Source organism: Pseudarthrobacter sp. B907, assembly GCF_040137805.1.
GTDB lineage: Bacteria > Actinomycetota > Actinomycetes > Actinomycetales > Micrococcaceae > Arthrobacter.
Genome location: NZ_JBEEQE010000009.1, coordinates 1 through 19,939 on the forward strand (window position 1 = coordinate 1; position 19,939 = coordinate 19,939).

Here is a 19,939-nt window from a genome sequence, read left to right on the forward strand (position 1 = left end):
GGGTCTGTCTCAAGGAGGTTGACAAGTTCCGGGCCCGGGGTGCGGCCGTCCGAATCCGCAGCGCAAATCCAGAGCCGCCGCGCAAACCGCTGCGGACCGGGGCAGGCGGCGGCTGGCTAGGCTGTCCCCATGGAAACTGTCGCCTGGTCCAGGCCCGAGCACGAGCGCGCCGGCACGCCGCTGCTGGTGTTGCTCCACGGCTACGGCACGGACGAGACCCGGATGGCCAAACTCTTCCCCGGCCTGCCGCCCGAGTTCACCTGCGCCGCCCCGCGCGCGCCCAAGGTGATCGGCGACGACTACGGCTGGTTCCTGCTGGACTACTTCCTCACCCACGACTTCGCCGACGTCATCTCCGCCACCTCCTCGGTCTTCAGCTGGATCGACTCGGTCAAGGGGCAGCACAGCAGCGTCAGCCTGCTCGGCTACTCCCAGGGCATGGCCATGGCAAGCACCCTGCTGCGGCTGCGGCCGGAGGGGTTCCGCGCCGTCGTCGGGCTGTCCGGCTTTGTGCTGGACAACGAGCTGCTAGCCATGAGCGAGTCCTTTGCCGCGCGGCCGCCGTTCTTCTGGGGCCGGGACAAGGCGGACCCCGTAATCAACGACGACGCCACGGCGCACACCGAGGAATGGCTGCACCGGCACACCCAGCTCACGGCGCGCAGCTACCCCGGGATGGGCCACTCGGTCTCGGCGGCTGAACTGGTGGACGTCGGCGCCTTCCTGCGCCACTACGTGCTGCGCTGAGCCGGGCCGTGCCCCGGCGCCCGGCGCCGTCGGATATTTCTACTCGATGGAAATCTGCAGCCACTTGCGCGCCCAATTTATAAGCGTTTACAGTTTACTTTGGCCAATTTAAAACCGGCCCACTACTGCAGGGGGAAGAAAGGTCCAGGCCCGTGTCGCATGACTAAGGCTCCGCGCGTGACAATCCAGGACGTGGCCGCCCTTTCCGGGCTCTCCATTTGCACCGTCTCCCGGGCGCTCCGGCACCTCCCCAACGTTTCTGAAAAAGCGCAGGCCAAAGTCACCGATGCGGCTGCCAAGCTCGGCTACAAGGCGTCCTCGGCTGCCGCCCGGCTAGCCGGCGGAACCACCGGCTTCGTGGCCATCATTGTTCCCACCGCGACCGCCTGGTACTTCGCGCAGGCGGTCGAGGCCGCGGAGGAAGTCCTCGCCGACAGCGGCTACGACACCGTGCTGGTCAGCCTGCGGAACCGGCCCAGCGTGCAGCGCAAACTCTTCGGCGACCTCGCAGGGCTGGCCCAGCGCGTGGACGGTGTCCTGCTGCTGAACGTCGCCCTGGACCGCGGTGAGATTGCGGCGCTGGAAGCCTCCGGCCTGGCCGTCGCGAGCGTGGGGATGCACGCCGTGCCATGGGACAACGTGGGGATCGACGACCAGGAAGCCGCGCGGCAGGCCACCGGCCACCTGCTCGGACTGGGCCACTGGGACCTGGCGATGCTGGCCGGACGGGAGCCGGCGGGACGTTCCGTGGACACCGCGGACGCCCGGCGGCGCGGCTTCGAACTGGCCCTCGCCGAGCACGAGCTGACCGTCGACCCCGACCTGGTGCTCGACGCCGGATCCAGCATCGAGGGTGGCCGCCGGGCCATGACGGAGCTGATCGAGAACCGCCGGATGCCGTCCGCCGTGTTCGCCGGCTGCGACGAAACCGCGTTCGGCGCGCTGATGGCACTGCGGGATCTCGGCCTGTCAGCACCTAAAAACGTCTCCGTCATCGGCATCGACGATCATCAGATGAGCTGGTTCCTGGGGCTGACCACCATCGCCCAGCCGGTCGCCGACCAGGGCGCGTTCGCCGCCAACCTGCTGGTCGAGAGGCTCCACCACCCGGGAAACCAGAATCCCCCCGCCGCCCACCTGCTGGAGACCAAGCTGGTGGAGCGCCGGAGCACCCGCCGCCGGCGCTGATGCCCGCCACCGCGCGCCCCGGGACCGCCGCCCGGCGCGGTCCCGCGGCGGCCCCGTTTTTGCCAAGACTTTCCAGCCACCGTCTGAAAGGACATTCGCTCCATGACTGAGATTTTCAACAGCGCCGAGACTTCCAACAGCACCGCCGCGGCCGATGTCCTCGCCGGCGCCTCCGCCATCCTCTTTGACCTCGACGGCGTCCTGACGCCCACCGCGGTGGTGCACGAACGCGCGTGGCAGGAACTCTTCGACGGGTACCTCCAGAGCGTGCCGGACGCGCCGGGCTACCGCGAAAGCGACTACTTCGACCATATCGACGGCAAGCCCCGCTTCGACGGCGTCCGTGACTTCCTGGCCTCGCGCAACATCGTGCTGCCCGAGGGCCCGGCCGACGACGATCCGGCCCACGACACCGTGCACGGCCTCGGCAACCGCAAGAACAAGGTCTTCAACGACATCGTGGCGGCCGGCGGCGTAACGCCCTACGAGGGCTCGGTCCGTTTCATCGAGGCCGCTCTGGGGCGCGGACTCAAGCTCGCCGTCGTCTCCTCCTCCCGCAACGCCTTTCCGGTGCTGAAAGCCGCCGGGCTCTCGGACTACTTCCCGGTGGTGGTCGACGGCGTCGTCGCGGTCGCCGAAGGCCTGCCGGGCAAGCCCAGCCCGGCCACCTACGAATACGCCGCACAGCTGCTGGGCCTGCCCAGCGAGGAGTGCATCGTCGTCGAAGACGCCGTCTCCGGTGTCCAGGCTGGAAGCGCGGGGAGCTTCCACTCGGTCATCGGCGTCGACCGCGGAGCGGGCCGGAAGACCCTGCTCGACGCGGGCGCCACGATCGTCGTCGGCGATCTGGCCGAACTGCTCTAGCCGGCCGCCACCTCCCACCCGCACAACCGCCACCGCCAAAAGGATTCACCATGGCTCTCATTACCTCGGACCGCGCCAGGTTCCCCAACGACCCCTGGCAGCTCGTGGAAACCGTCCACCTGCCCGGCAACGCCGGCACGCTGGAGACCCTCTTCAGCCTCGGCAACGGCCACCTTGGCATCCGCGGCGCCCACTGGGCGGCCGCCGACGCCGAACTTCCGGGCAGCTTCATCAACGGCTTCCACGAGATCTGGGACATCAAGCACGCGGAAAACGCCTACGGCTTCGCCCGCACCGGCCAGCGCATCCTCTACGTCCCGGACGCCAACAACTTCGTTGTCATCATCGACGGCGAAATGCTCAGCCTCGAGGAGTCCACGGTGCTGGACTACCGGCGCAGCGTGGACTTCGCCACCGGCGTCTACGAGTGCCGGATCGTCTGGCAGTGCCGCTCCGGCGCCACTGTGACCACCACGGAGCGCCGTGCGGTGGGGTACCAGGCTCGCGGTGCCCTCGGCATTTCGCTGGAAGTCGCGGCCGACCGGGAAATCTCCGCGGACGTGACCTCGGCCGTGGTGAACCGGCAGGACCAGCCGGTGGAGGACCACTCGGCCCACGACCCGCGCCGCGCCGGCCGCCACGCGGGGAGGGTGCTGCTCCCGGTCCGGCTCGACGGCGGCGACGGCTCGCTCCGGCTCTCATGGGAGGCCGCCGAGTCCAAGCAGCGGCTCGGGATGGCCGTGGACCACTGGACTTCCGCCGGTGTCCAGCCGTTCGACACCCAGGTGGACCAGGATGACAGCAGTGTCCGCTACGTCCTCGCCGTGAACCCGGACGCGCCCTTCGTGCTGGAGAAAAGCGTCAGCTACGCGGTGGGACGGGCCGCGGACGAGGACCTCGCCGGCACGGCCGAGGCCGCCCTGCTGTCCGTGGCCGAAATCTTCGCCCAGAGCGAGGCGCACTACCGCGTCTACTGGACCACCAGCGACATTGTGGTGGGCGGCCAGGTCGAGCTGCAGCAGGCCATCCGCTGGAACCTTTTCCAGCTGGCACAGGCCACCGCCTGCGCCGACGTGGCCGGCATCCCGGCCAAGGGCGTCTCCGGCTCCGGCTACGACGGGCACTACTTCTGGGACCAGGAGGTGTACCTGCTGCCCTACCTGACCTACACCAACCCGGGAAACGCCCGCCAGGTCCTGGAATTCCGCCACGACCTGCTGCCCGAGGCCCGGGTCCGCGCCAAGGAGCTCAGCGTGGACGGCGCACTGTTCCCGTGGCGCACCATCAACGGCCTGGAGGCCAGTGCCTACTACGCCGCCGGCACGGCGCAGTTCCACATCGCCGCCGCGATCGCCTTCGCCACGAACCGGTACATCTGGGCCAGCGGCGACACGGAGTTCAAGGAGACCCTCGGCTCCGATCTGCTGATCGAGACGGCACGGATGTGGGCCTCGCTGGGCTTCTTCGGCAAGGACGGGCTGTTCCACATCCACGGTGTCACCGGCCCGGACGAGTACACCGCGGTCGTTAACGACAACCTCTACACCAACGTTATGGCCCGGTTTAATCTGCGTGCCGCAGCGGCGCTGGACCACCCCGGGATCGACGACGCCGAGCGGGAGTTCTGGGAGCAGGCCGCGAACCGGATGCAGCTGCCCTACGACGAGGACCTCCAGGTCTACTCGCAGGACAACGACTTCATGACGCTGGAGCCGTGGGACTGGGACACGCCACGGTCCAAGTACCCGCTGCTGCTGAACTTCCATCCCTTGGTGATCTATCGGCACCAGGTGCTCAAGCAGGCCGACACCGTGCTGGCGATGTTCCTGCAGTGGCAGGACTTCACTGCGGAGGAAAAGCGCCGAGCCTTCGACTTCTACGACCCCATCACCACCGGGGACTCCACCCTCTCCGCGTGTGTGCAGGGCATCATGGCCGCCGAGGTAGGTCACGGGGAGGCCGCGCTGGAGCACTTCATCCACGCCCTCTACATCGACCTTGACGACACCCACGGCAACACGATCGACGGTGTGCACATTGCCTCCACCGGAGGGGTCTGGAGCTCGCTGGTCAGCGGCTTCGCCGGCCTGCGGGACCAGGGTGCCGTGCCGCACTTCGACCCGCGGCTTCCCGCCGACTGGGACTCCCTGGACTTCCACCTGAAACTCCGGGGCGGCCTGCTGCACGTCGAACTGGACCACACGCTGCTCCGGCTAACAGTCCCGGACGGGGCGCCGCTGGAGGTCGACGTCCGCGGGGAGCTGTACACGGTCGGCACCGACACTGTCACGGTGCCGCTGCACGCCGTCGTGAGCCCCCCGCCGACGGTGTTCCCGGGCGGACCGCCGACGGCGTCGATCCCGGTGGTGCGCGCGGTCAACTAGCGGTGCCGGGCAGCTAGGCGGCACGCTTGGAATAGTCCGGGGTGGGCACCGGTTGGCGCCTAAGGGACCGGTCCTGCTCTTGGGAACAGACCGGCCCACGCACTGGGCGGGAACCGCCGTGGCGCCGAACCCGGCGCCAGCCCGCGGTCCCGCGCCCGAACAGGCTCAAACCAGCCAGAAACGGAGATGGTGGACCAATGACTGCCTACAAGACAGTGAACCCTGCGACCGGAGAGACGGAAAAGGAATTTCCGCTCGCAACCGCTGACGAGGTCGAGACGGCGCTCGCCGCGGCGCAGCAGGCCTTCCTCGAGTGGCGCAAGGCGCCCGTGGAGGAGCGCACCAAGGTTATCGCCCGCGTCGCCGAGCTGTATCGCGAACGCCAGGACGAGTTGGCCCGACTGATCGCCACCGAAATGGGCAAGCCCGTGGTCGAGGCCCGCGGCGAGGTCAAACTGGTCGCCTCGATTTACGACTACTACGCCACCGAGGGCCCCGAATTCCTCAAGGACGAGCCCCTGGAGGTCAAGGGCGGCGGCGACGCCGTCGTCCGCTCCACCCCGATTGGGGCCCTGCTGGGCATCATGCCGTGGAACTACCCCTACTACCAGGTGGCCCGGTTCGCCGCTCCCAACCTGGTGCTGGGCAACACCATCCTGCTCAAGCACGCCGGCAGCTGCCCGCAGTCGGCGCTCGCCATCGAGGCGATCTTCCACGACGCCGGCCTGCCGAAGGGCGCGTACACCAACCTCTTCCTGGACAACGACCAGGTGGCGGAGATCATCGCTGACTCCCGGGTCCAGGGCGTCTCCCTGACTGGCAGCGAGCGGGCCGGAGCGGCCGTGGCCGAGGTCGCCGGGCGCAATCTCAAGAAGTACGTCCTCGAACTGGGCGGCAGCGATCCCTTCATCGTGCTCGACTCCGATGACCTGGACGCCACCGTCAAGGCCGCCGTCGGGGGCCGGATGGGCAACGCCGGCCAGGCCTGCACCGCGTCCAAGCGGTTTATCGTCCTCGAGGACCTTTACGAGCCCTTCGTGGAGAAGTTCACCGAGCGGATGGCCCGGATCAAGCCCGGCGATCCCCAGCAGGAGGACACCCGGTTCGGTCCGCTGTCCTCCCAGAGCGCCGCGGACGGCCTGGTCGAGCAGATCCAGGACGCCGTGGACAAGGGTGCCACCGTGCGCACGGGCGGTCACAAGGTGGACGGCCCCGGTGCCTACGTGGAGCCCACCGTCCTGACCGACGTCACCCCGGAGATGCGCGCGTTCTCCGAGGAGCTGTTCGGCCCCGCCGCCGTCATCTACAAGGTGGCCAGCGTGGAGGAAGCGATCGACCTGGCGAACGGCTCGCCCTACGGCCTGGGCGGCTCGGTGTTCAGCGCCGACCCGGCGAAGGCCCAGGACGTCGCCGACCAGCTGGACACCGGCATGGTGTTCATCAACTCGGTGGCCCAGACCCAGGCTGACATGCCCTTCGGCGGCGTGAAGCGCTCCGGCGTGGGGCGTGAGCTGGGCCGCTTCGGCATGGACGAGTTCGTCAACAAGAAGCTCATCCGCACCCCGCGCTAAGCGGCGGGCTCCAGGCGGAGCCGCTTCAGCCGGGAAACCGCGCGAGGACACGGCCGCGGCCGGAAGCAACGACCTTCCGCCCGCGGCCGCTGCCGCCCCGTTAGGCTCCTTTCATGGAGAAAACGGCCACCGCAACGGGGCGGCGCAGCCTGGCATTCGTGGGGATCAACGTGGGCTTGGCGCTGCACCCCGCGGACGCCGGCGGCGCCCAGGTTCCCGGTGAGCCGGCCAGCTGCTTCGCCACCTTCTGGCAGGCCGACTGGTCCCGCTGGGGTGCGGGCAGCGCCCTGCTGGTGGCCACCCCGCAGGGCTGGCGGAGCTACGGGGCCAACGAAGCCCTCGCGGAAACCCTGGCCACCGAGCTCACCCGCTATTTCCCTGAGGCGGCCCGGTTCCCGCTGACCGGCGTCGGGCATACCCATGACGAATTCACGGTGGAGGTGGACCCGGAGACCGGGTTCCGCGCCACCGGCCACAAGGCGGAACTGGCCGTCCACGGGGTCCTGGACCGGCGTCAGTTCACCGCGCCGAACTTCCAGCTCGGCGAAGGCAGTGCCGCCCTGTGCAACGTCTACCTGCCCTGCAGCACCGGCCGGCTCAGTGAATTCGGGGTGGAATGGCCGGGAACTCCGGCGGTCTACCCCGGCCCACTGGGGCCGTCCTCCTCGGCCTTCGTCGCCCTCGCCGAATCCTGGGTGCTCCAGCTGCCCTGAACCGGCGGGTTGGGCGGCGCTGCCCTGCTGCGCAGGAGCGGCCGGACGGGCTGTGGCCTAGTGTTAAGGCTGGAAGAAGTTCAGCACCCTTATGGTTTCCGGAGAGGCGACGATGGCCCAGCGCAGCAACCCGGCAATGAAAATTGCCCAGAAGACCGCCCACAGCGCGATGTTCGACGCCGACGGCAAGCCCAAGGCCGGCGTCCACAACATGCTCCTGCGCGCGGTGGAAATCCAGCGCCCGCTGGTGCTCGCAAACCTGCGGCGGCTGCAGCGCAAGCACCCGTACGCCTCCGCGGCGCAGCTGGCCGCCATCCTGGAGCGCAATTACCTGGCCGCCGTCACCGGCGGCGGCGCCCTGGTCGGCGGATCGGCCGTTATCCCCGGCGTCGGCACCGTGGCCGCCCTGGGTCTCTCCGCCGTCGCGACGGTCGGGTTCCTCGAGGCCACCGCACTGTACGCAACCTCGCTGGCCGAACTCCACGGCGTGCGGATGGTGGACCCGGAGAAGGCCAGCACCCTGGTCATGGCGATCATGCTCGGCGAGGAGGGCACGGCGCTGCTGAGCTCCCTGAGCGGCCAGGCCGCCGGCCAGGGCAGGGGCCCGACGCAGGCGTGGGGGTCGCTGTTTGCGCGCCGCGCGCCGCTGATCGGTTTCGGCTCCGTGCGGCAGCGGATCCAGCAGGCTTTCCTGCGGAACCTGCTCAAGCGCCAGGGCACCGCGCTGCTGGGCCGGGCGCTGCCTTTCGGCGTCGGCGCCGTGGTGGGCGGCGTCGGCAACCGGATGATGGGACGTGCCGTGATCGCGAACGCCAAGGAGGCCTTCGGCCCCATGCCCACGACCATCCCCGGCGAGCTGCAGCCCGGCGGCGCGGACCGCCCCGCGGATGCGGCCGACGCGGCAGACACGGCCCCGGAAGCCCCGGCCGCCGGCCCTGAAACGGAAGGCTGAGCCGTGGACCTGAACGCTGACCTGGGCGAGTCCTTCGGCTCCTGGACCATGGGCGATGACGCGGCGATGTTCCCGTTGGTTACGAGCGCCAGCGTGGCCTGCGGACTGCACGCCGGCGACCCCGTCACCATGCTGGATACCTGCCGCGCGGCCTACGAGCTCGACGTTAAAGTCGGCGCGCACCTGGGCTACCCCGACCTGGCCGGCTTCGGCCTCCGCGCCATGGACATGACCTTCGACGACCTGTTCGGGGCCGTCCTTTACCAGCTCGGCGCGCTCGACGGCGTGGCCCACGCGGTGGGCGCCTCGGTGGACTACGTCAAGGTGCATGGCGGCCTCTATGACCGCACCATTCACGACGCCGAACAGGCCTCCGCCGTGGTCGCAGCCATCCAGGCCTACGATCCCGGGCTGCCGATCCTGGGCCTGGAGCATTCCGCGCTGCTCGGGATTGCCCGGGACGCCGGCAACCCCGTGTTCCATGAAGCCTTCGCCGACCGCGCCTACCTCCCGGACGGCACCCTGGTCCCGCGTCTGGAGGAGGAATCGGTGATCGAGGACCCGGACGAGATCGTCGAGCGCGCGCTGCGCCTGGCCCTCAAGGGCGAGGTGCTGGCGGTGGACGGCACGGTGGTCACGCTGACCCCGCACTCGCTCTGCCTGCACGGCGACACCCCCGGCTCGGTGGCGGTGGCCGCCGCCGTCCGCGCCGCCCTGGAGCAGGCCGGCGTCGAGCTGGAGCCCTTCGCCTAGTCCGGGCGAAGCTACAACGTGGGGCCCCGGGGCCGGTCGGCCCTGTTGACACGAGGCGCCGGTCCCTAGCGTGGGTGTTATCGGAGCCGCCCCTGAAACGCGGAGGCAGTCTCCGCGGACTGGGGGAGACAATGCGCCATCGGATCGGTTCGTCTCGACACTTCCTTGCGCTCACCGCGGCCCTGGTGCTTCTCCTCGGCGCCTGCGCGCAAGGGGGTACGCCTGCCTCGACAGGGTCGCCGTCGTCAGGTTCGAGTAATCCGGCCTGCGACCTTATTACCCCGGAGATTGCAGCCAAGGTGGATCCGAGCTTCGCCGGCACGGGCCAGAACCAGGCGGGCAAACCGCCAGGGAGCCCCGCGTACCTGTGCAGCTACATGAGCAAATCCGACCAGGGCATGAACGCACTGTCCGTGGCGTTGACCTCGCCCGCGTCGGCAACAGAGATTGCCGAGGCGAGGAAGACGCCGGACTGCTCGCCCGTAGCGGGCATCGGCGATTTCGCGTGCTTCCAGTGGACGGGGTGGTTCCGCGGCGAACCTGGCGGGGCATCGGCCAACACGGTCCTCAAGGCGGTCCGCGGCACCGAGTCACTGGACCTGCGCATCGTGGCGACGCCGCCGATGACGTCCGGCATACCCGTCCCGGACGGCAACGCCACGGCCCGCTCGCTCGCACAGGCCGCCGTCGATGGTGGCTGGGGCAACGGGAGCGCGCTCAGTGTCCCGTCCGCGCCGCCCGTCGGCCCGCAGGTCACCACCGACAATCCCGTGTGCGCCCTGGTCAGCGCCGACGCAGTCAAACAGGCGTTCGACGCGACCACGCAGGCGCAGGTCCTCCCGGGCGAGGGTAACTGCCGGTACACCTTCGGCGCCCCGGGTACGCCCGGGCCGGACTCGCTGGTGTTTTCCATCGAATTGCATCCGGGCGGCGCTTCATTGCTGTCCCGGCCGGTGCCGGACGGCCAGGACGTCCAGGGCGTCGGAGACCGGGCGATTCTGATCGTGCGGACGGATCCCGGCGGTCCCAAAGCAATGCGTCCGCCCAGCGACGTACCGCTCACGTACCTGTCCCTCATGGTGGCCCGCGGCCAGAACATGGCCATCTTCACCGCGCAAATCCTGATCTCCCCCACCGGTCCCACGGCCGAGCAGACCAAGGACCAGCTCGTCACCCTCGTCAAGGGAATCAGTTTCTGACCCGGTGCCGCGCGGCCCGGCACGCACAAGCCGGTGGCCGCCCAGTGCCGTAGGGCCCTATCGGCGCCGGAATCCGGCCCATAGCTTGGGGGCATGACTGCCGGAGGCTCCGCGGGGTTGGACGGACCCGCCTCGGATGCAATGTTGAAGCTGGGCCGATTTTTCACGAAATGGGACCAAACCGACGACGGCAGGGCGGTGTTCCGGGAAGGCGGCCGCAAGGGCGACATCTTCTACCGCGACCGCTGGAGCCACGACAAGGTGGTCCGGTCCACGCACGGGGTGAACTGCACCGGATCCTGCTCCTGGAGGGTGTACGTCAAGGACGGCATCATCACCTGGGAATCGCAACAGACCGACTACCCGTCCGTGGGCCCGGACAGCCCGGAATACGAGCCGCGGGGATGCCCGCGCGGGGCGGCCTTCTCCTGGTATACATATTCCCCGACCAGGGTCCGGTTCCCTTACGCCCGGGGTGTGCTGGTCGAGATGTACCGCGAGGCCAAGTCCCGGCTGGGCGACCCCGTGCTGGCCTTCGCCGACGTCGTGGGGGACCCGGAGCGCCGCCGCCGCTACCAGCAGGCCCGCGGCAAGGGCGGACTGGTCCGCGTCTCCTGGCAGGAAGCGATCGAGATCGCGGCCGCCGCGCACGTCAACACCATCAAGACCTACGGCCCGGACCGCTGCGCCGGGTTCTCGCCGATCCCCGCGATGTCCATGGTCTCGCACGCCGTCGGGACCCGCTTCATCCAGCTGATCGGCGGGGTGATGACGTCCTTCTACGACTGGTACGCCGACCTCCCCGTGGCCAGCCCGCAGGTCTTCGGCGACCAGACCGACGTCCCGGAATCCGGCGACTGGTGGGATGCACGGTACCTGATGATGTGGGGCTCCAACGTCCCCGTCACCCGCACCCCGGACGCGCACTGGATGGCAGAGGTGCGGTACCGCGGCACCAAGGTGGTCACGGTCAGCCCGGACTACGCGGACAACACCAAGTTCGCCGACGAATGGCTCCCCGCGCAGGCCGGGACCGACGCGGCGCTGGCCATGGCGATGGGGCACGTCATGCTCAAGGAGTTCTTCGTCGAGCGCGAGGTGCCGTTCTTCACCGATTACGTCCGTCAATATACCGACCTGCCGTTCCTGGTCCGGCTGGAACGGCGCGACGACGGCACCCTCACCCCGGCCAAGTTCCTCACCGCCCAGGACCTCCCGGCCGAATCCCTGGCCGAGGACGCGGCGTTCCGCACGGTGTTGTTCGACAAGAAGGCCGGACGTCCGGCAGTTCCCAACGGTTCGCTGGGGTTCCGCTACTCCGGCAGCGGCGAGGGCAAATGGAACCTCGACCTTGAGGGAATCGACCCCGCCCTGTCGCTGCGCGAAGTCTCCGGTGACAGCGCCGAGATCCTGCTGCCGTGCTTCGAGGACGCCGGCGGCCACGGCAGCGTGCTGAAGCGCGGTGTTCCCGTCATCGAGCTCGAAGGCCAGCTGGTCACCACGGTGTTCGACCTGATGCTGGCCCAGTACGGCGTCGGCCGCGATGGGCTACCGGGCGACTGGGCCGCCGGCTACGACGACGCCGGGACGCCCTACACCCCGGCGTGGCAGGAGGAGATCACCTCCGTTCCCGCGCAGGCCTGCATCCGGGTGGCCCGCGAGTTCGCCCGCAACGCCGAAGAGTCCAAGGGCCGCTCCATGATCATCATGGGCGCCGGGATCTGCCAGTGGTTCCACGGCGACGCCACCTACCGGGCCGTGCTGGCGCTGGTGATGCTGACCGGCTGCATGGGCCGCAACGGCGGCGGCTGGGCGCACTACGTGGGCCAGGAAAAGACCCGGCCGGCCACCGGCTGGGTATCCCTCGCGAACGCGCTGGACTGGTCCCGGCCGCCCCGGACCATGATCGGCACCGGCTACTGGTACATGCACACGGACCAGTGGCGGCAAGACGGCTACTCCGCGGATGCGCTGAAGTCCCCGCTCTCCGCCGGGGCCCTGGACGGGATGCACACCGCGGACGCCATGGCCCAGTCCGCCCGGCTGGGCTGGATGCCGTTCTACCCGCAGTTCGACCGCAACCCGCTGGATGTCGCCGACGAGGCGGAGGCCGCCGTCGCCGCCGGCACCGCGCAGGACACCCCCGGCTACATCGCGGAGGCGCTGAAGAACCGGACCCTGAACCCCGCGATTGAGGACGTGGACGCTCCGGAAAACTGGCCGCGGACCCTGGTGCTGTGGCGCTCCAACCTGTTCGGCTCCTCGGCCAAGGGCAACGAGTACTTCCTGCGGAACCTGCTGGGCACGCACAACAACGTCCTGGGCAAGGACCACGCCGAAGGGCTCAAACCTAAGGACGTGAAATGGCACGAGCAGGCGCCGGAAGGGAAACTGGACCTGCTGGTCTCCGCGGACTTCCGGATGACCTCCACCACGCTGCTGTCCGACGTCGTGTTCCCCGCGGCCACCTGGTACGAGAAGCACGACCTGTCCTCCACCGACATGCACCCGTTCGTGCACGCCTTCACCCCCGCGATCGACCCGCCGTGGGAGACCAAAACAGACTTCGACATGTTCCACCTGCTGGCCCAGGAGTTCTCCCGGCAGGCCAAAACGCACCTGGGTGTCCGCAAGGACCTGGTCAGCGTGCCGCTGCAGCACGACACCCCCGGCCAGCTCGCCCAGCCCGGCGGGACCGTGCGGGACTGGCGGGACACGTCCATCCCCGCGGTCCCGGGCCAGAACATGCCCGTCTTTTCCGTGGTGGAGCGGGACTACACGGCCATCGCGGACAAGCTGGCCGCCGTCGGGCCGCTGGCCGACAAACTCGGCTTCACGGTCAAGAACGTCACCTACAAACTCGCCGGCGCGCTGGAGAGGCTCAGCCGCTCCAACGGGGTGATGCTCGGCGGCGCCGCGGACGGCCGCCCCGCAATCGACACCGACGCGAAAATGGCCGAGGCCATCCTGGCCTTCTCCGGCACCACCAACGGCGCGCTGTCCGTGCAGGGCTTCAAGGACCTGGAAGTCCGCACCGGGAAGAAACTCGCGGACCTCTCCGAGGGCTCGGAGGAAAAGTTCATCACGTTCGCCCAGACCCAGGCCGGCCCGGTCCCGGTGATCACCTCGCCGGAATGGTCCGGCTCCGAAACCGGCGGCCGACGCTACGCACCCTTCACCATCAACATCGAACGGCTCAAACCGTTCCACACCCTGACCGGGCGGATGCACTTCTTCCTCGACCACGACTGGATCCGGGACATCGGCGAGGCCCTGCCGATCTACCGGCCGCCGCTGGACATGCACCGGCTCTTCGGCGAACCCAAGCTGGGCCGGGACGGATCCATGGAAGTGGTGGTCCGCTACCTGACCCCGCACTCCAAGTGGTCCATCCACTCCGAGTACCAGGACAACCTGCTGATGCTCTCGCTTTCCCGCGGCGGCCCGACGGTCTGGATGAGCCCGGCCGACGCGGACGCCATCGAGGTCAAGGACAACGACTGGGTGGAATGCCTAAACATCAACGGCGTCCTGGTGGCCCGCGCGATCGTCAGCCACCGGATGCCGGCCGGCGTGGTCTACGTCCACCACGCCCAGGAGCGCACCATCGACGTGCCGAAGTCCGAGGCCACCGGCCGGCGCGGCGGCATCCACAACTCCGTCACCCGGCTGCTGGTCAAGCCCTCGCATCTGATCGGCGGCTACGCGCAGCTGGCCTACGCGTTCAATTACCTCGGCCCCACCGGAAACCAGCGGGACATGGTGGCCACCGTCCGGCGCCGTTCCCAGGAGGTGCAGTACTGATGCGTGTTATGGCTCAAATGGGCATGGTCATGAACCTGGACAAGTGCATCGGCTGCCACACCTGCTCCGTGACCTGCAAACAGGCCTGGACCAACCGTGCCGGCACCGAATACGTCTGGTTCAACAACGTCGAAACCCGCCCAGGGCAGGGGTACCCGCGCCGCTACGAGGACCAGGAGAGGTGGCACGGCGGCTGGGTGCTGAACAAGCGCGGCAAGCTGGTGCTCAAGGCCGGCGGCCGGGTCAAGAAGCTCCTCGGGATCTTCGCCAGCCCGGTCCAGCCCGAACTCAAGGACTACTACGAGCCCTGGACCTACGACTACAAAACGCTCGTGGACGCGCCGCTGGGCGACGACTTCCCGGTGGCCCGGCCCAAGTCCCTGATCACCGGGGAAGACACCAAGATCACCTGGTCCGCGAACTGGGACGATGACCTGGGCGGCTCCTCGGAGAACGGGCACCTGGACCCGATCGTGGAAAAGGTCCGGCGGGAATCCGAGGACAAGATCAAGTTCGCCTACGAGCAGACCTTTATGTTCTACCTGCCGCGGATCTGCGAGCACTGCCTGAACCCCTCCTGCATGGCCTCCTGCCCCTCCGGCGCCATCTACAAGCGCGTGGAGGACGGGATCGTGCTGGTGGACCAGGACAAGTGCCGCGGCTGGCGCCAGTGCGTCACCGGCTGCCCGTACAAGAAGATCTACTTCAACCACAAGACCGGCAAGGCCGAGAAGTGCACCTTCTGCTACCCGCGGGTGGAGGTGGGGCTACCGACGGTCTGCTCGGAAACCTGCGTGGGCCGGCTGCGGTACCTCGGGCTGTTTCTGTACGACGCCGACGCCGTCACCGCGGCGGCCGCCGTCACCGACCCGCAAGAGCTCTACGACGCCCAGATGGACGTGCTGCTGGACCCGAACGATCCCGCAGTGCAGGCCAACGCCCGGGCCCAGGGCATCCCGGAGGACTGGATCGACGCCGCCCGGCGCTCGCCGGTCTACGCCCTGGCCAAGGTCTACAAGGTGGCCCTGCCGCTGCACCCCGAATACCGGACCATGCCGATGGTCTGGTACGTCCCGCCGCTCTCACCCGTGGTGGACCTGCTGCGGGACCAGGGGCACGACGGCGAGGACGCAGGCAACCTGTTCGGCGCCATCGACGCGCTGCGCATCCCGGTGGAGTACCTCGCCGAGCTCTTCACCGCGGGGGACACGGACCGGGTCACCGCGGTGCTGCTGAAACTGGCGGCCATGCGTTCCTTCATGCGCGGGATCAGCCTCGGCAACGACCCGGACGACACCATCCCCGAAGCCGTGGGCATGGACAGCCAGACCATGTACGAGATGTACCGGCTGATGGCGATCGCGAAATACGAGGAACGCTACGTGATCCCCAAGGCCCACGTGGAACAGGCCCACGACCTCGAGGAGATGGGCTGCTCGCTGGACTTCGACGGCGGCCCTGGCATGCAAGACTCCTCGCCCTTCGGCGAGGCCAGCGGCAGGCCCGTCCCGGTGGCGGTGGAAACCTTCCACGCCCTCCGCGACCGGCAGACCTCCGGCGCGGCGCCGGGCGAAACAACGTTGCGGGGCCGGGTGAACCTGCTCAACTGGGACGGAACCGGAGCACCGGCGGGACTCTTCCCGGAAAGGCCGCCCGAGCCGGGCACTCTGGCGGCCGCGGAGGACCAGCCGTGACCCGCCGCCAGCAGATCGTCTATCTCGCCGCCGCCTGGTGCCTGTCCTACCCGGACGAGGAGCTCCTCGGGCGCGTGCCGCTGATGCGGGCCGCGCTGGCCGAATTCCCCGGCGCCGTCGCGGACTTCGCCGAGGTCCTGCAACGGCTGGAATCCACCCCGCCGATGGAACTCCAGGCCCACTACGTGCGCGAGTTCGACCTCGGCAAACGCCACGCCCTGCACCTGTCCTACTGGACCGACGGGGACACCCGGCGGCGGGGCGAAGTGCTGGGCAACTTCAAGAAGACCTACCGGCAAAGCGACATCCTGGTGGACACCCACGGGGAACTGCCGGACTACCTGCCCATGGTGCTGGAATACGCCGCGCTAGTGGACCTGGCGGCCGGGCGTGAACTGCTGAGCCGCTACCGGGCCAGCCTGGAGATGCTCCGCTTCGGGCTGCTCCGGGACGAGCTGCCGCACGCCCGCATCCTGCAGGCCATCTGCGCCACGCTGCCCGGCAAGTCGCCCGCGGATGAACAGGCGGTCATGCGGATGGCCGGCTACGGCCCGCCCACAGAAGCGGTGGGCCTGGACCCGTACGATCCTCGACTGCTGCCCGTGAAGGGGGCCTGACCATGCTTGCCTCCGAAGCCGAGCCCGGAGCCACCGCCGCGATCTCGGCGCTGGACATCGTGCTCTGGGGCGTCCTGCCCTACGTGATGGTCGTCGTGCTGGTGGGCGGCCTGGTCTGGCGGTACAAATATGACCAATTCGGCTGGACCACGCGGTCCTCCCAGCTCTACGAATCCCGGCTGCTGCGGATCGCCTCGCCGCTGTTCCACTTCGGCCTGCTCGCCGTCATCGCCGGGCACTTCTTCGGCCTGGTCATCCCGATGGCGTGGACCCAGGCCGTGGGAATGAGCCAGGAGTTCTATCATTTCAACGCCCTGCTGGTCGGCGGGATCGCCGGAGTGGGAACCCTGGGCGGAATCATCCTGCTGATCTACCGGCGCCGCACCACCGGGCCCGTGTTCATGGCCACCACCCGGAACGACAAATCCATGTACGTGGTACTCACTGCGGCCATCGTGTTTGGCCTCTGGACCACCCTGGCGAGCGTTTTCGAGGGCGAACACGGGCACAACTACCGCGAGACGGTGGCCCCGTGGTTCCGCTCGCTGTTCATCTTCCAGCCCGACATCGCGGCGATGGCGACGGCGCCCTTTTCCTTCCACCTGCACACCCTGGTGGGCATGGCGCTTTTCGTGATCTGGCCCTTCACCCGCCTGGTGCACGCCTTCACTGCCCCGTTCCACTACCTCTTCCGCCCCTACATCGTCTACCGCTCGCGGGACCGCGACCGGGACGGCGCCAAAGCCGGCGCCGCCGCCGCGCGAAATTCCACCACAACCGCCCGCCGCGGCTGGTCCGCCGTCGGAACCCGCGACCGGGACACCCGGAACCGGTGAGGTGCCGGCGTTACTGACCCCGCCCCGCTGAATCGAAAGGAAACCACGATGGCCGGAGCTACCCCGTCCGCAGCCGCCCCGGGTGGCCGGACGCTCAACCTGGTGCTCGCCACCGCCGCCTCCGTGGCGGGGTTCTGGGCGTGGAATTCGGTGGCCACCCTGGGGGCGTTTTACACCCAGAACCTTCAGCTCAACCCGGCCACCACGGGCATCCTGGTCGCGATGCCGGTGTTCGTCGGCTCGCTGGGGAGGATCGTCGTCGGCGCCCTGACAGACAAGTACGGCGGCCGCGCCATGTTCAGCTTCGTCCTGCTGGCGGCCATCGTCCCGATCCTGCTGGTGGCCCTCGGCGGCACCATCCGATCCTTCCCGCTGGTGCTGGGCGCCGGGCTGGTCCTTGGCGTCGCCGGAACGGTCTTCGCCGTCGGCATCCCCTTCGTCAGCGCCTGGTACGAACCGTCCCGGCGCGGCTTCGCCACCGGGGTCTTCGGCGCCGGGATGGGCGGCACCGCGCTGGCGGCGTTCCTGAACCCGCGGCTGGTCGCCTGGATCGGGTACTTCCCCACGCACCTGCTGATTGCAGGGGTCCTGGCCGTCATGGCCGCGCTGGTCTGGTTCCTGATGAAGGAATCACCGGGCTGGAGCCGCAACAACGCGCCGGTGCTGCCCAAGCTGCTGGACGCGGCCAAGACCCCGGTCACCTGGAAGATGTGCTTCCTCTACGCCGTCGTCTTCGGCGGATTCGTGTCGTTCGCCACCTACCTGCCCACCTATCTGCGCGATGTCTACAGTTTTGATCCCAGCGCTGCCGGTGCCCGCACCGCCGGGTTCGCACTGGCCGCCGTGCTGGCGCGGCCGGTGGGCGGCGTCGTCGCGGACCGGTTCGGCCCCAAGCCCGTGGTGGTGGTTTCGCTCGCCGGCGTCGCGGTGCTGGCCTGGGTGGTGAACCTGCAGCCCGACGGCGACGTGCCCGCCGGGCTGACGTTCGTCGCCATGGCGGCGGCCCTGGGCCTGGGCACCGGCGGCGTGTTCGCCTGGGTGGGGGTGCTCGCCCCGGCGGGCAAGGTGGGCAGCATCAGCGGGGTGGTCAGCGCCGCCGGCGGCCTGGGCGGCTACTTCCCGCCGCTGGTCATGGGCGCCACCTACGACGCCGCGACGCACAGCTATTCGATCGGGCTGCTGTTGCTTGTGGTCACGGCGCTCGCGGCGCTGGCGTTTACGGTTTTCGCCCTGCACGGCCGGCCCCGGGCGAAGGTCGCGCCCGCCTAGCGGCCCTCAAGTGTCCGTTCGCGCGTTGGTCAGCCGAACACCAAATTCGCCGCGGTGAAGATGGCGAGCCCTGCGAGGGCGCCCACCACGGTGCCGTTGATCCGGATGAACTGCAGGTCCTTGCCCACCTGGAGTTCGATCTTCTGCGAGGTCTCCTCGGCGTCCCAGCGGGCCACGGTATCGGTGATGACACCGGCGATGTCCGCGCGGTAATTGTTCACGAGGTACCCCGCGGCGTCGCCGATCCAGGTGTTCACCTTGCCCGCCAGTTCCGGATCGACCACCAGCCGCGTGCCGAAGTCGTGCACGGCGGCCTTGAACCGGACGGTCAGCTCGCTGTGCGGGTCGTCGACGGCGGCGAGCAGCGCGGCCTTGACCGTGCCCCACGTCCGGGAGGCGAGTTCGCGGACCTCCGGGTCGCCGAGCACCTGCGCCTTGACGCCCTCGGCGCGGGCGATCATGACCGGATCGTGCTGCAGGTCCTGGGCCAGTTCCTTGAGGTACTTGTCGATCGCGAGCCGGACCTGGTGCTGCGGGTCGGCCTGCACGGCGTGGGTGAACTTCAGGATCTCCACGTAGACCTTGTCGCCCACCAGGCCGTCCACGAAGTTGGGCACCCAGGCGGGGGAGCGGTCCGTGACCAGCCGGTTGACCGTCTCGTGGTTGTCCCGGACCCAGTCCACGGTGCGGTCCACCAGCAGGTCCACCAGCGCGTGGTGGTGGCCGTCGTCGAACACGCGCTCGGCGAGCCGGCCCACCGGCGGCCCCCACGGCGGAGCCACCAAGTGCCGGCGGACCATGCCCTCGATAACGGCCTGGACGTCGTCGTCGTTCAGCACGGTGAACGCGCCGCGGATCACGGCCGCGCCCTCCTTGGCCACACGCTCGGCGCCGCCCGGGCCGGACAGCCAGGCGCCGACCTTCCGCGCGACGTCCACGCTGGCCAGCTTCTCCTTCACCACCTGCTCGGAGAGGAAGTTGGTTTCCACGAATTCGCCCAGCGACGCCCCGATCTGGTCCTTCCGCCGGGGAATGATCGCGGTATGCGGGATCTTCAGGCCCAGCGGGTACTTGAACAGCGCCGTGACCGCGAACCAGTCCGCCAGGGCACCCACCATGCCGCCCTCGGCCGCGGCCCGGACGTACTCAAGCCACGGATACTGCTTCTGCAGGGCGAAAGCCACCACGAAAATGACCGCCATGCCGATCAGCAGCGACACCGCCAGCAGCTTCATCTTCCGCAGCGCCGCGGCTTTCTCGGCGTCCGCGGCGGAGAGCCGGTGTCCGGCGCCGGCCGCCGGGACGGCGGGGCGGGCGGGTCGTTCAGTGTTCACCTGCATGTCCCCAG

The 19,939-nt window shown here is 69.0% G+C and carries 15 protein-coding genes; 14 read left to right on the forward strand and 1 reads right to left on the reverse strand.

Translation table 11 applies throughout. The features are described 5' to 3' along the window. Positions 1-129: 129 nt before the first annotated feature. The 14 genes from ABLI39_RS09485 to ABLI39_RS09550 all read left to right on the forward strand — a co-directional run bounded on the left by ABLI39_RS09485 (position 130) and on the right by ABLI39_RS09550 (position 18,591). Positions 130-747, forward strand: a complete 618-nt coding sequence (locus ABLI39_RS09485) for an alpha/beta hydrolase (RefSeq protein WP_349413172.1) — start codon at positions 130-132, stop codon at positions 745-747. 177 nt (positions 748-924) lie between these two features. Beyond that, positions 925-1,935 carry a LacI family DNA-binding transcriptional regulator gene (locus ABLI39_RS09490; protein ID WP_349413173.1) on the forward strand — a complete coding sequence of 337 codons (1,011 nt, stop codon included), beginning with the start codon at positions 925-927 and terminating at the stop codon, positions 1,933-1,935. A gap of 102 nt (positions 1,936-2,037) precedes the next feature. After that, a complete protein-coding gene (locus tag ABLI39_RS09495; protein WP_349413174.1) occupies positions 2,038-2,799 on the forward strand; it encodes an HAD family hydrolase in 762 nt (253 codons plus the stop codon). A 50-nt stretch (positions 2,800-2,849) separates the two neighbouring features. Next, positions 2,850-5,183: a glycoside hydrolase family 65 protein gene (locus ABLI39_RS09500; RefSeq protein WP_349413175.1), complete on the forward strand. Its 2,334-nt coding sequence runs from the start codon at positions 2,850-2,852 to the stop codon at positions 5,181-5,183. 197 nt (positions 5,184-5,380) lie between these two features. Further along, the gene (locus tag ABLI39_RS09505) at positions 5,381-6,754 is read left to right on the forward strand and encodes an NAD-dependent succinate-semialdehyde dehydrogenase (RefSeq protein WP_349413176.1); all 1,374 of its coding nucleotides are present in this window, start codon (positions 5,381-5,383) and stop codon (positions 6,752-6,754) included. Between the two features lie 113 nt (positions 6,755-6,867). Next, positions 6,868-7,467, forward strand: a complete 600-nt coding sequence (locus ABLI39_RS09510; protein ID WP_349413177.1) for a hypothetical protein — start codon at positions 6,868-6,870, stop codon at positions 7,465-7,467. Positions 7,468-7,579: 112 nt separating this feature from the next. Further along, on the forward strand, positions 7,580-8,419 hold the full coding sequence (locus ABLI39_RS09515) for a hypothetical protein (RefSeq protein ID WP_349413298.1): 840 nt from the start codon (positions 7,580-7,582) through the stop codon (positions 8,417-8,419). Between the two features lie 3 nt (positions 8,420-8,422). Next, entirely contained in the window at positions 8,423-9,172 is a 750-nt protein-coding gene (locus tag ABLI39_RS09520) for a LamB/YcsF family protein (RefSeq protein WP_349413178.1), read from the forward strand. A gap of 299 nt (positions 9,173-9,471) precedes the next feature. After that, a complete protein-coding gene (locus ABLI39_RS09525; RefSeq protein WP_349413179.1) occupies positions 9,472-10,371 on the forward strand; it encodes a hypothetical protein in 900 nt (299 codons plus the stop codon). A gap of 93 nt (positions 10,372-10,464) precedes the next feature. Further along, a complete protein-coding gene (locus ABLI39_RS09530) occupies positions 10,465-14,175 on the forward strand; it encodes a nitrate reductase subunit alpha (RefSeq protein ID WP_349413180.1) in 3,711 nt (1,236 codons plus the stop codon). Beyond that, a complete protein-coding gene (narH, locus tag ABLI39_RS09535; RefSeq protein ID WP_349413181.1) occupies positions 14,175-15,869 on the forward strand; it encodes a nitrate reductase subunit beta in 1,695 nt (564 codons plus the stop codon). Before ABLI39_RS09530 ends, narH begins: the two co-directional genes overlap by 1 nt. Beyond that, entirely contained in the window at positions 15,866-16,486 is a 621-nt protein-coding gene (narJ, locus tag ABLI39_RS09540; RefSeq protein ID WP_349413182.1) for a nitrate reductase molybdenum cofactor assembly chaperone, read from the forward strand. The genes narH and narJ overlap by 4 nt, the downstream gene beginning before the upstream one ends. Positions 16,487-16,488: 2 nt before the next feature. Further along, positions 16,489-17,322, forward strand: a complete 834-nt coding sequence (narI, locus tag ABLI39_RS09545) for a respiratory nitrate reductase subunit gamma (RefSeq protein WP_349413183.1) — start codon at positions 16,489-16,491, stop codon at positions 17,320-17,322. Positions 17,323-17,370: 48 nt separating this feature from the next. Continuing rightward, entirely contained in the window at positions 17,371-18,591 is a 1,221-nt protein-coding gene (locus ABLI39_RS09550) for an MFS transporter (RefSeq protein ID WP_349413184.1), read from the forward strand. A 29-nt stretch (positions 18,592-18,620) separates the two neighbouring features. Here the strand turns inward: ABLI39_RS09550 and ABLI39_RS09555 are convergent, their stop codons facing one another. After that, the gene (locus ABLI39_RS09555; RefSeq protein ID WP_502935216.1) at positions 18,621-19,931 is read right to left on the reverse strand and encodes a DUF445 domain-containing protein; all 1,311 of its coding nucleotides are present in this window, start codon (positions 19,929-19,931) and stop codon (positions 18,621-18,623) included. Positions 19,932-19,939: the final 8 nt, after the last annotated feature.

Bases quoted from the DNA above. Each gene is read 5' to 3' on its own strand.
- narI (WP_349413183.1), top strand. From the start codon at position 16,489: ATGCTTGCCTCCGAAGCCGAGCCCGGAGCCACCGCCGCGATCTCGGCG.
- ABLI39_RS09495 (WP_349413174.1), top strand. From the start codon at position 2,038: ATGACTGAGATTTTCAACAGCGCCGAGACTTCCAACAGCACCGCCGCG.
- ABLI39_RS09505 (WP_349413176.1), top strand. From the start codon at position 5,381: ATGACTGCCTACAAGACAGTGAACCCTGCGACCGGAGAGACGGAAAAG.
- ABLI39_RS09555 (WP_502935216.1), bottom strand. From the start codon at position 19,931: ATGCAGGTGAACACTGAACGACCCGCCCGCCCCGCCGTCCCGGCGGCC.
- ABLI39_RS09500 (WP_349413175.1), top strand. From the start codon at position 2,850: ATGGCTCTCATTACCTCGGACCGCGCCAGGTTCCCCAACGACCCCTGG.
- ABLI39_RS09510 (WP_349413177.1), top strand. From the start codon at position 6,868: ATGGAGAAAACGGCCACCGCAACGGGGCGGCGCAGCCTGGCATTCGTG.
- ABLI39_RS09550 (WP_349413184.1), top strand. From the start codon at position 17,371: ATGGCCGGAGCTACCCCGTCCGCAGCCGCCCCGGGTGGCCGGACGCTC.
- narH (WP_349413181.1), top strand. From the start codon at position 14,175: ATGCGTGTTATGGCTCAAATGGGCATGGTCATGAACCTGGACAAGTGC.
- ABLI39_RS09515 (WP_349413298.1), top strand. From the start codon at position 7,580: ATGGCCCAGCGCAGCAACCCGGCAATGAAAATTGCCCAGAAGACCGCC.
- ABLI39_RS09530 (WP_349413180.1), top strand. From the start codon at position 10,465: ATGACTGCCGGAGGCTCCGCGGGGTTGGACGGACCCGCCTCGGATGCA.
- ABLI39_RS09485 (WP_349413172.1), top strand. From the start codon at position 130: ATGGAAACTGTCGCCTGGTCCAGGCCCGAGCACGAGCGCGCCGGCACG.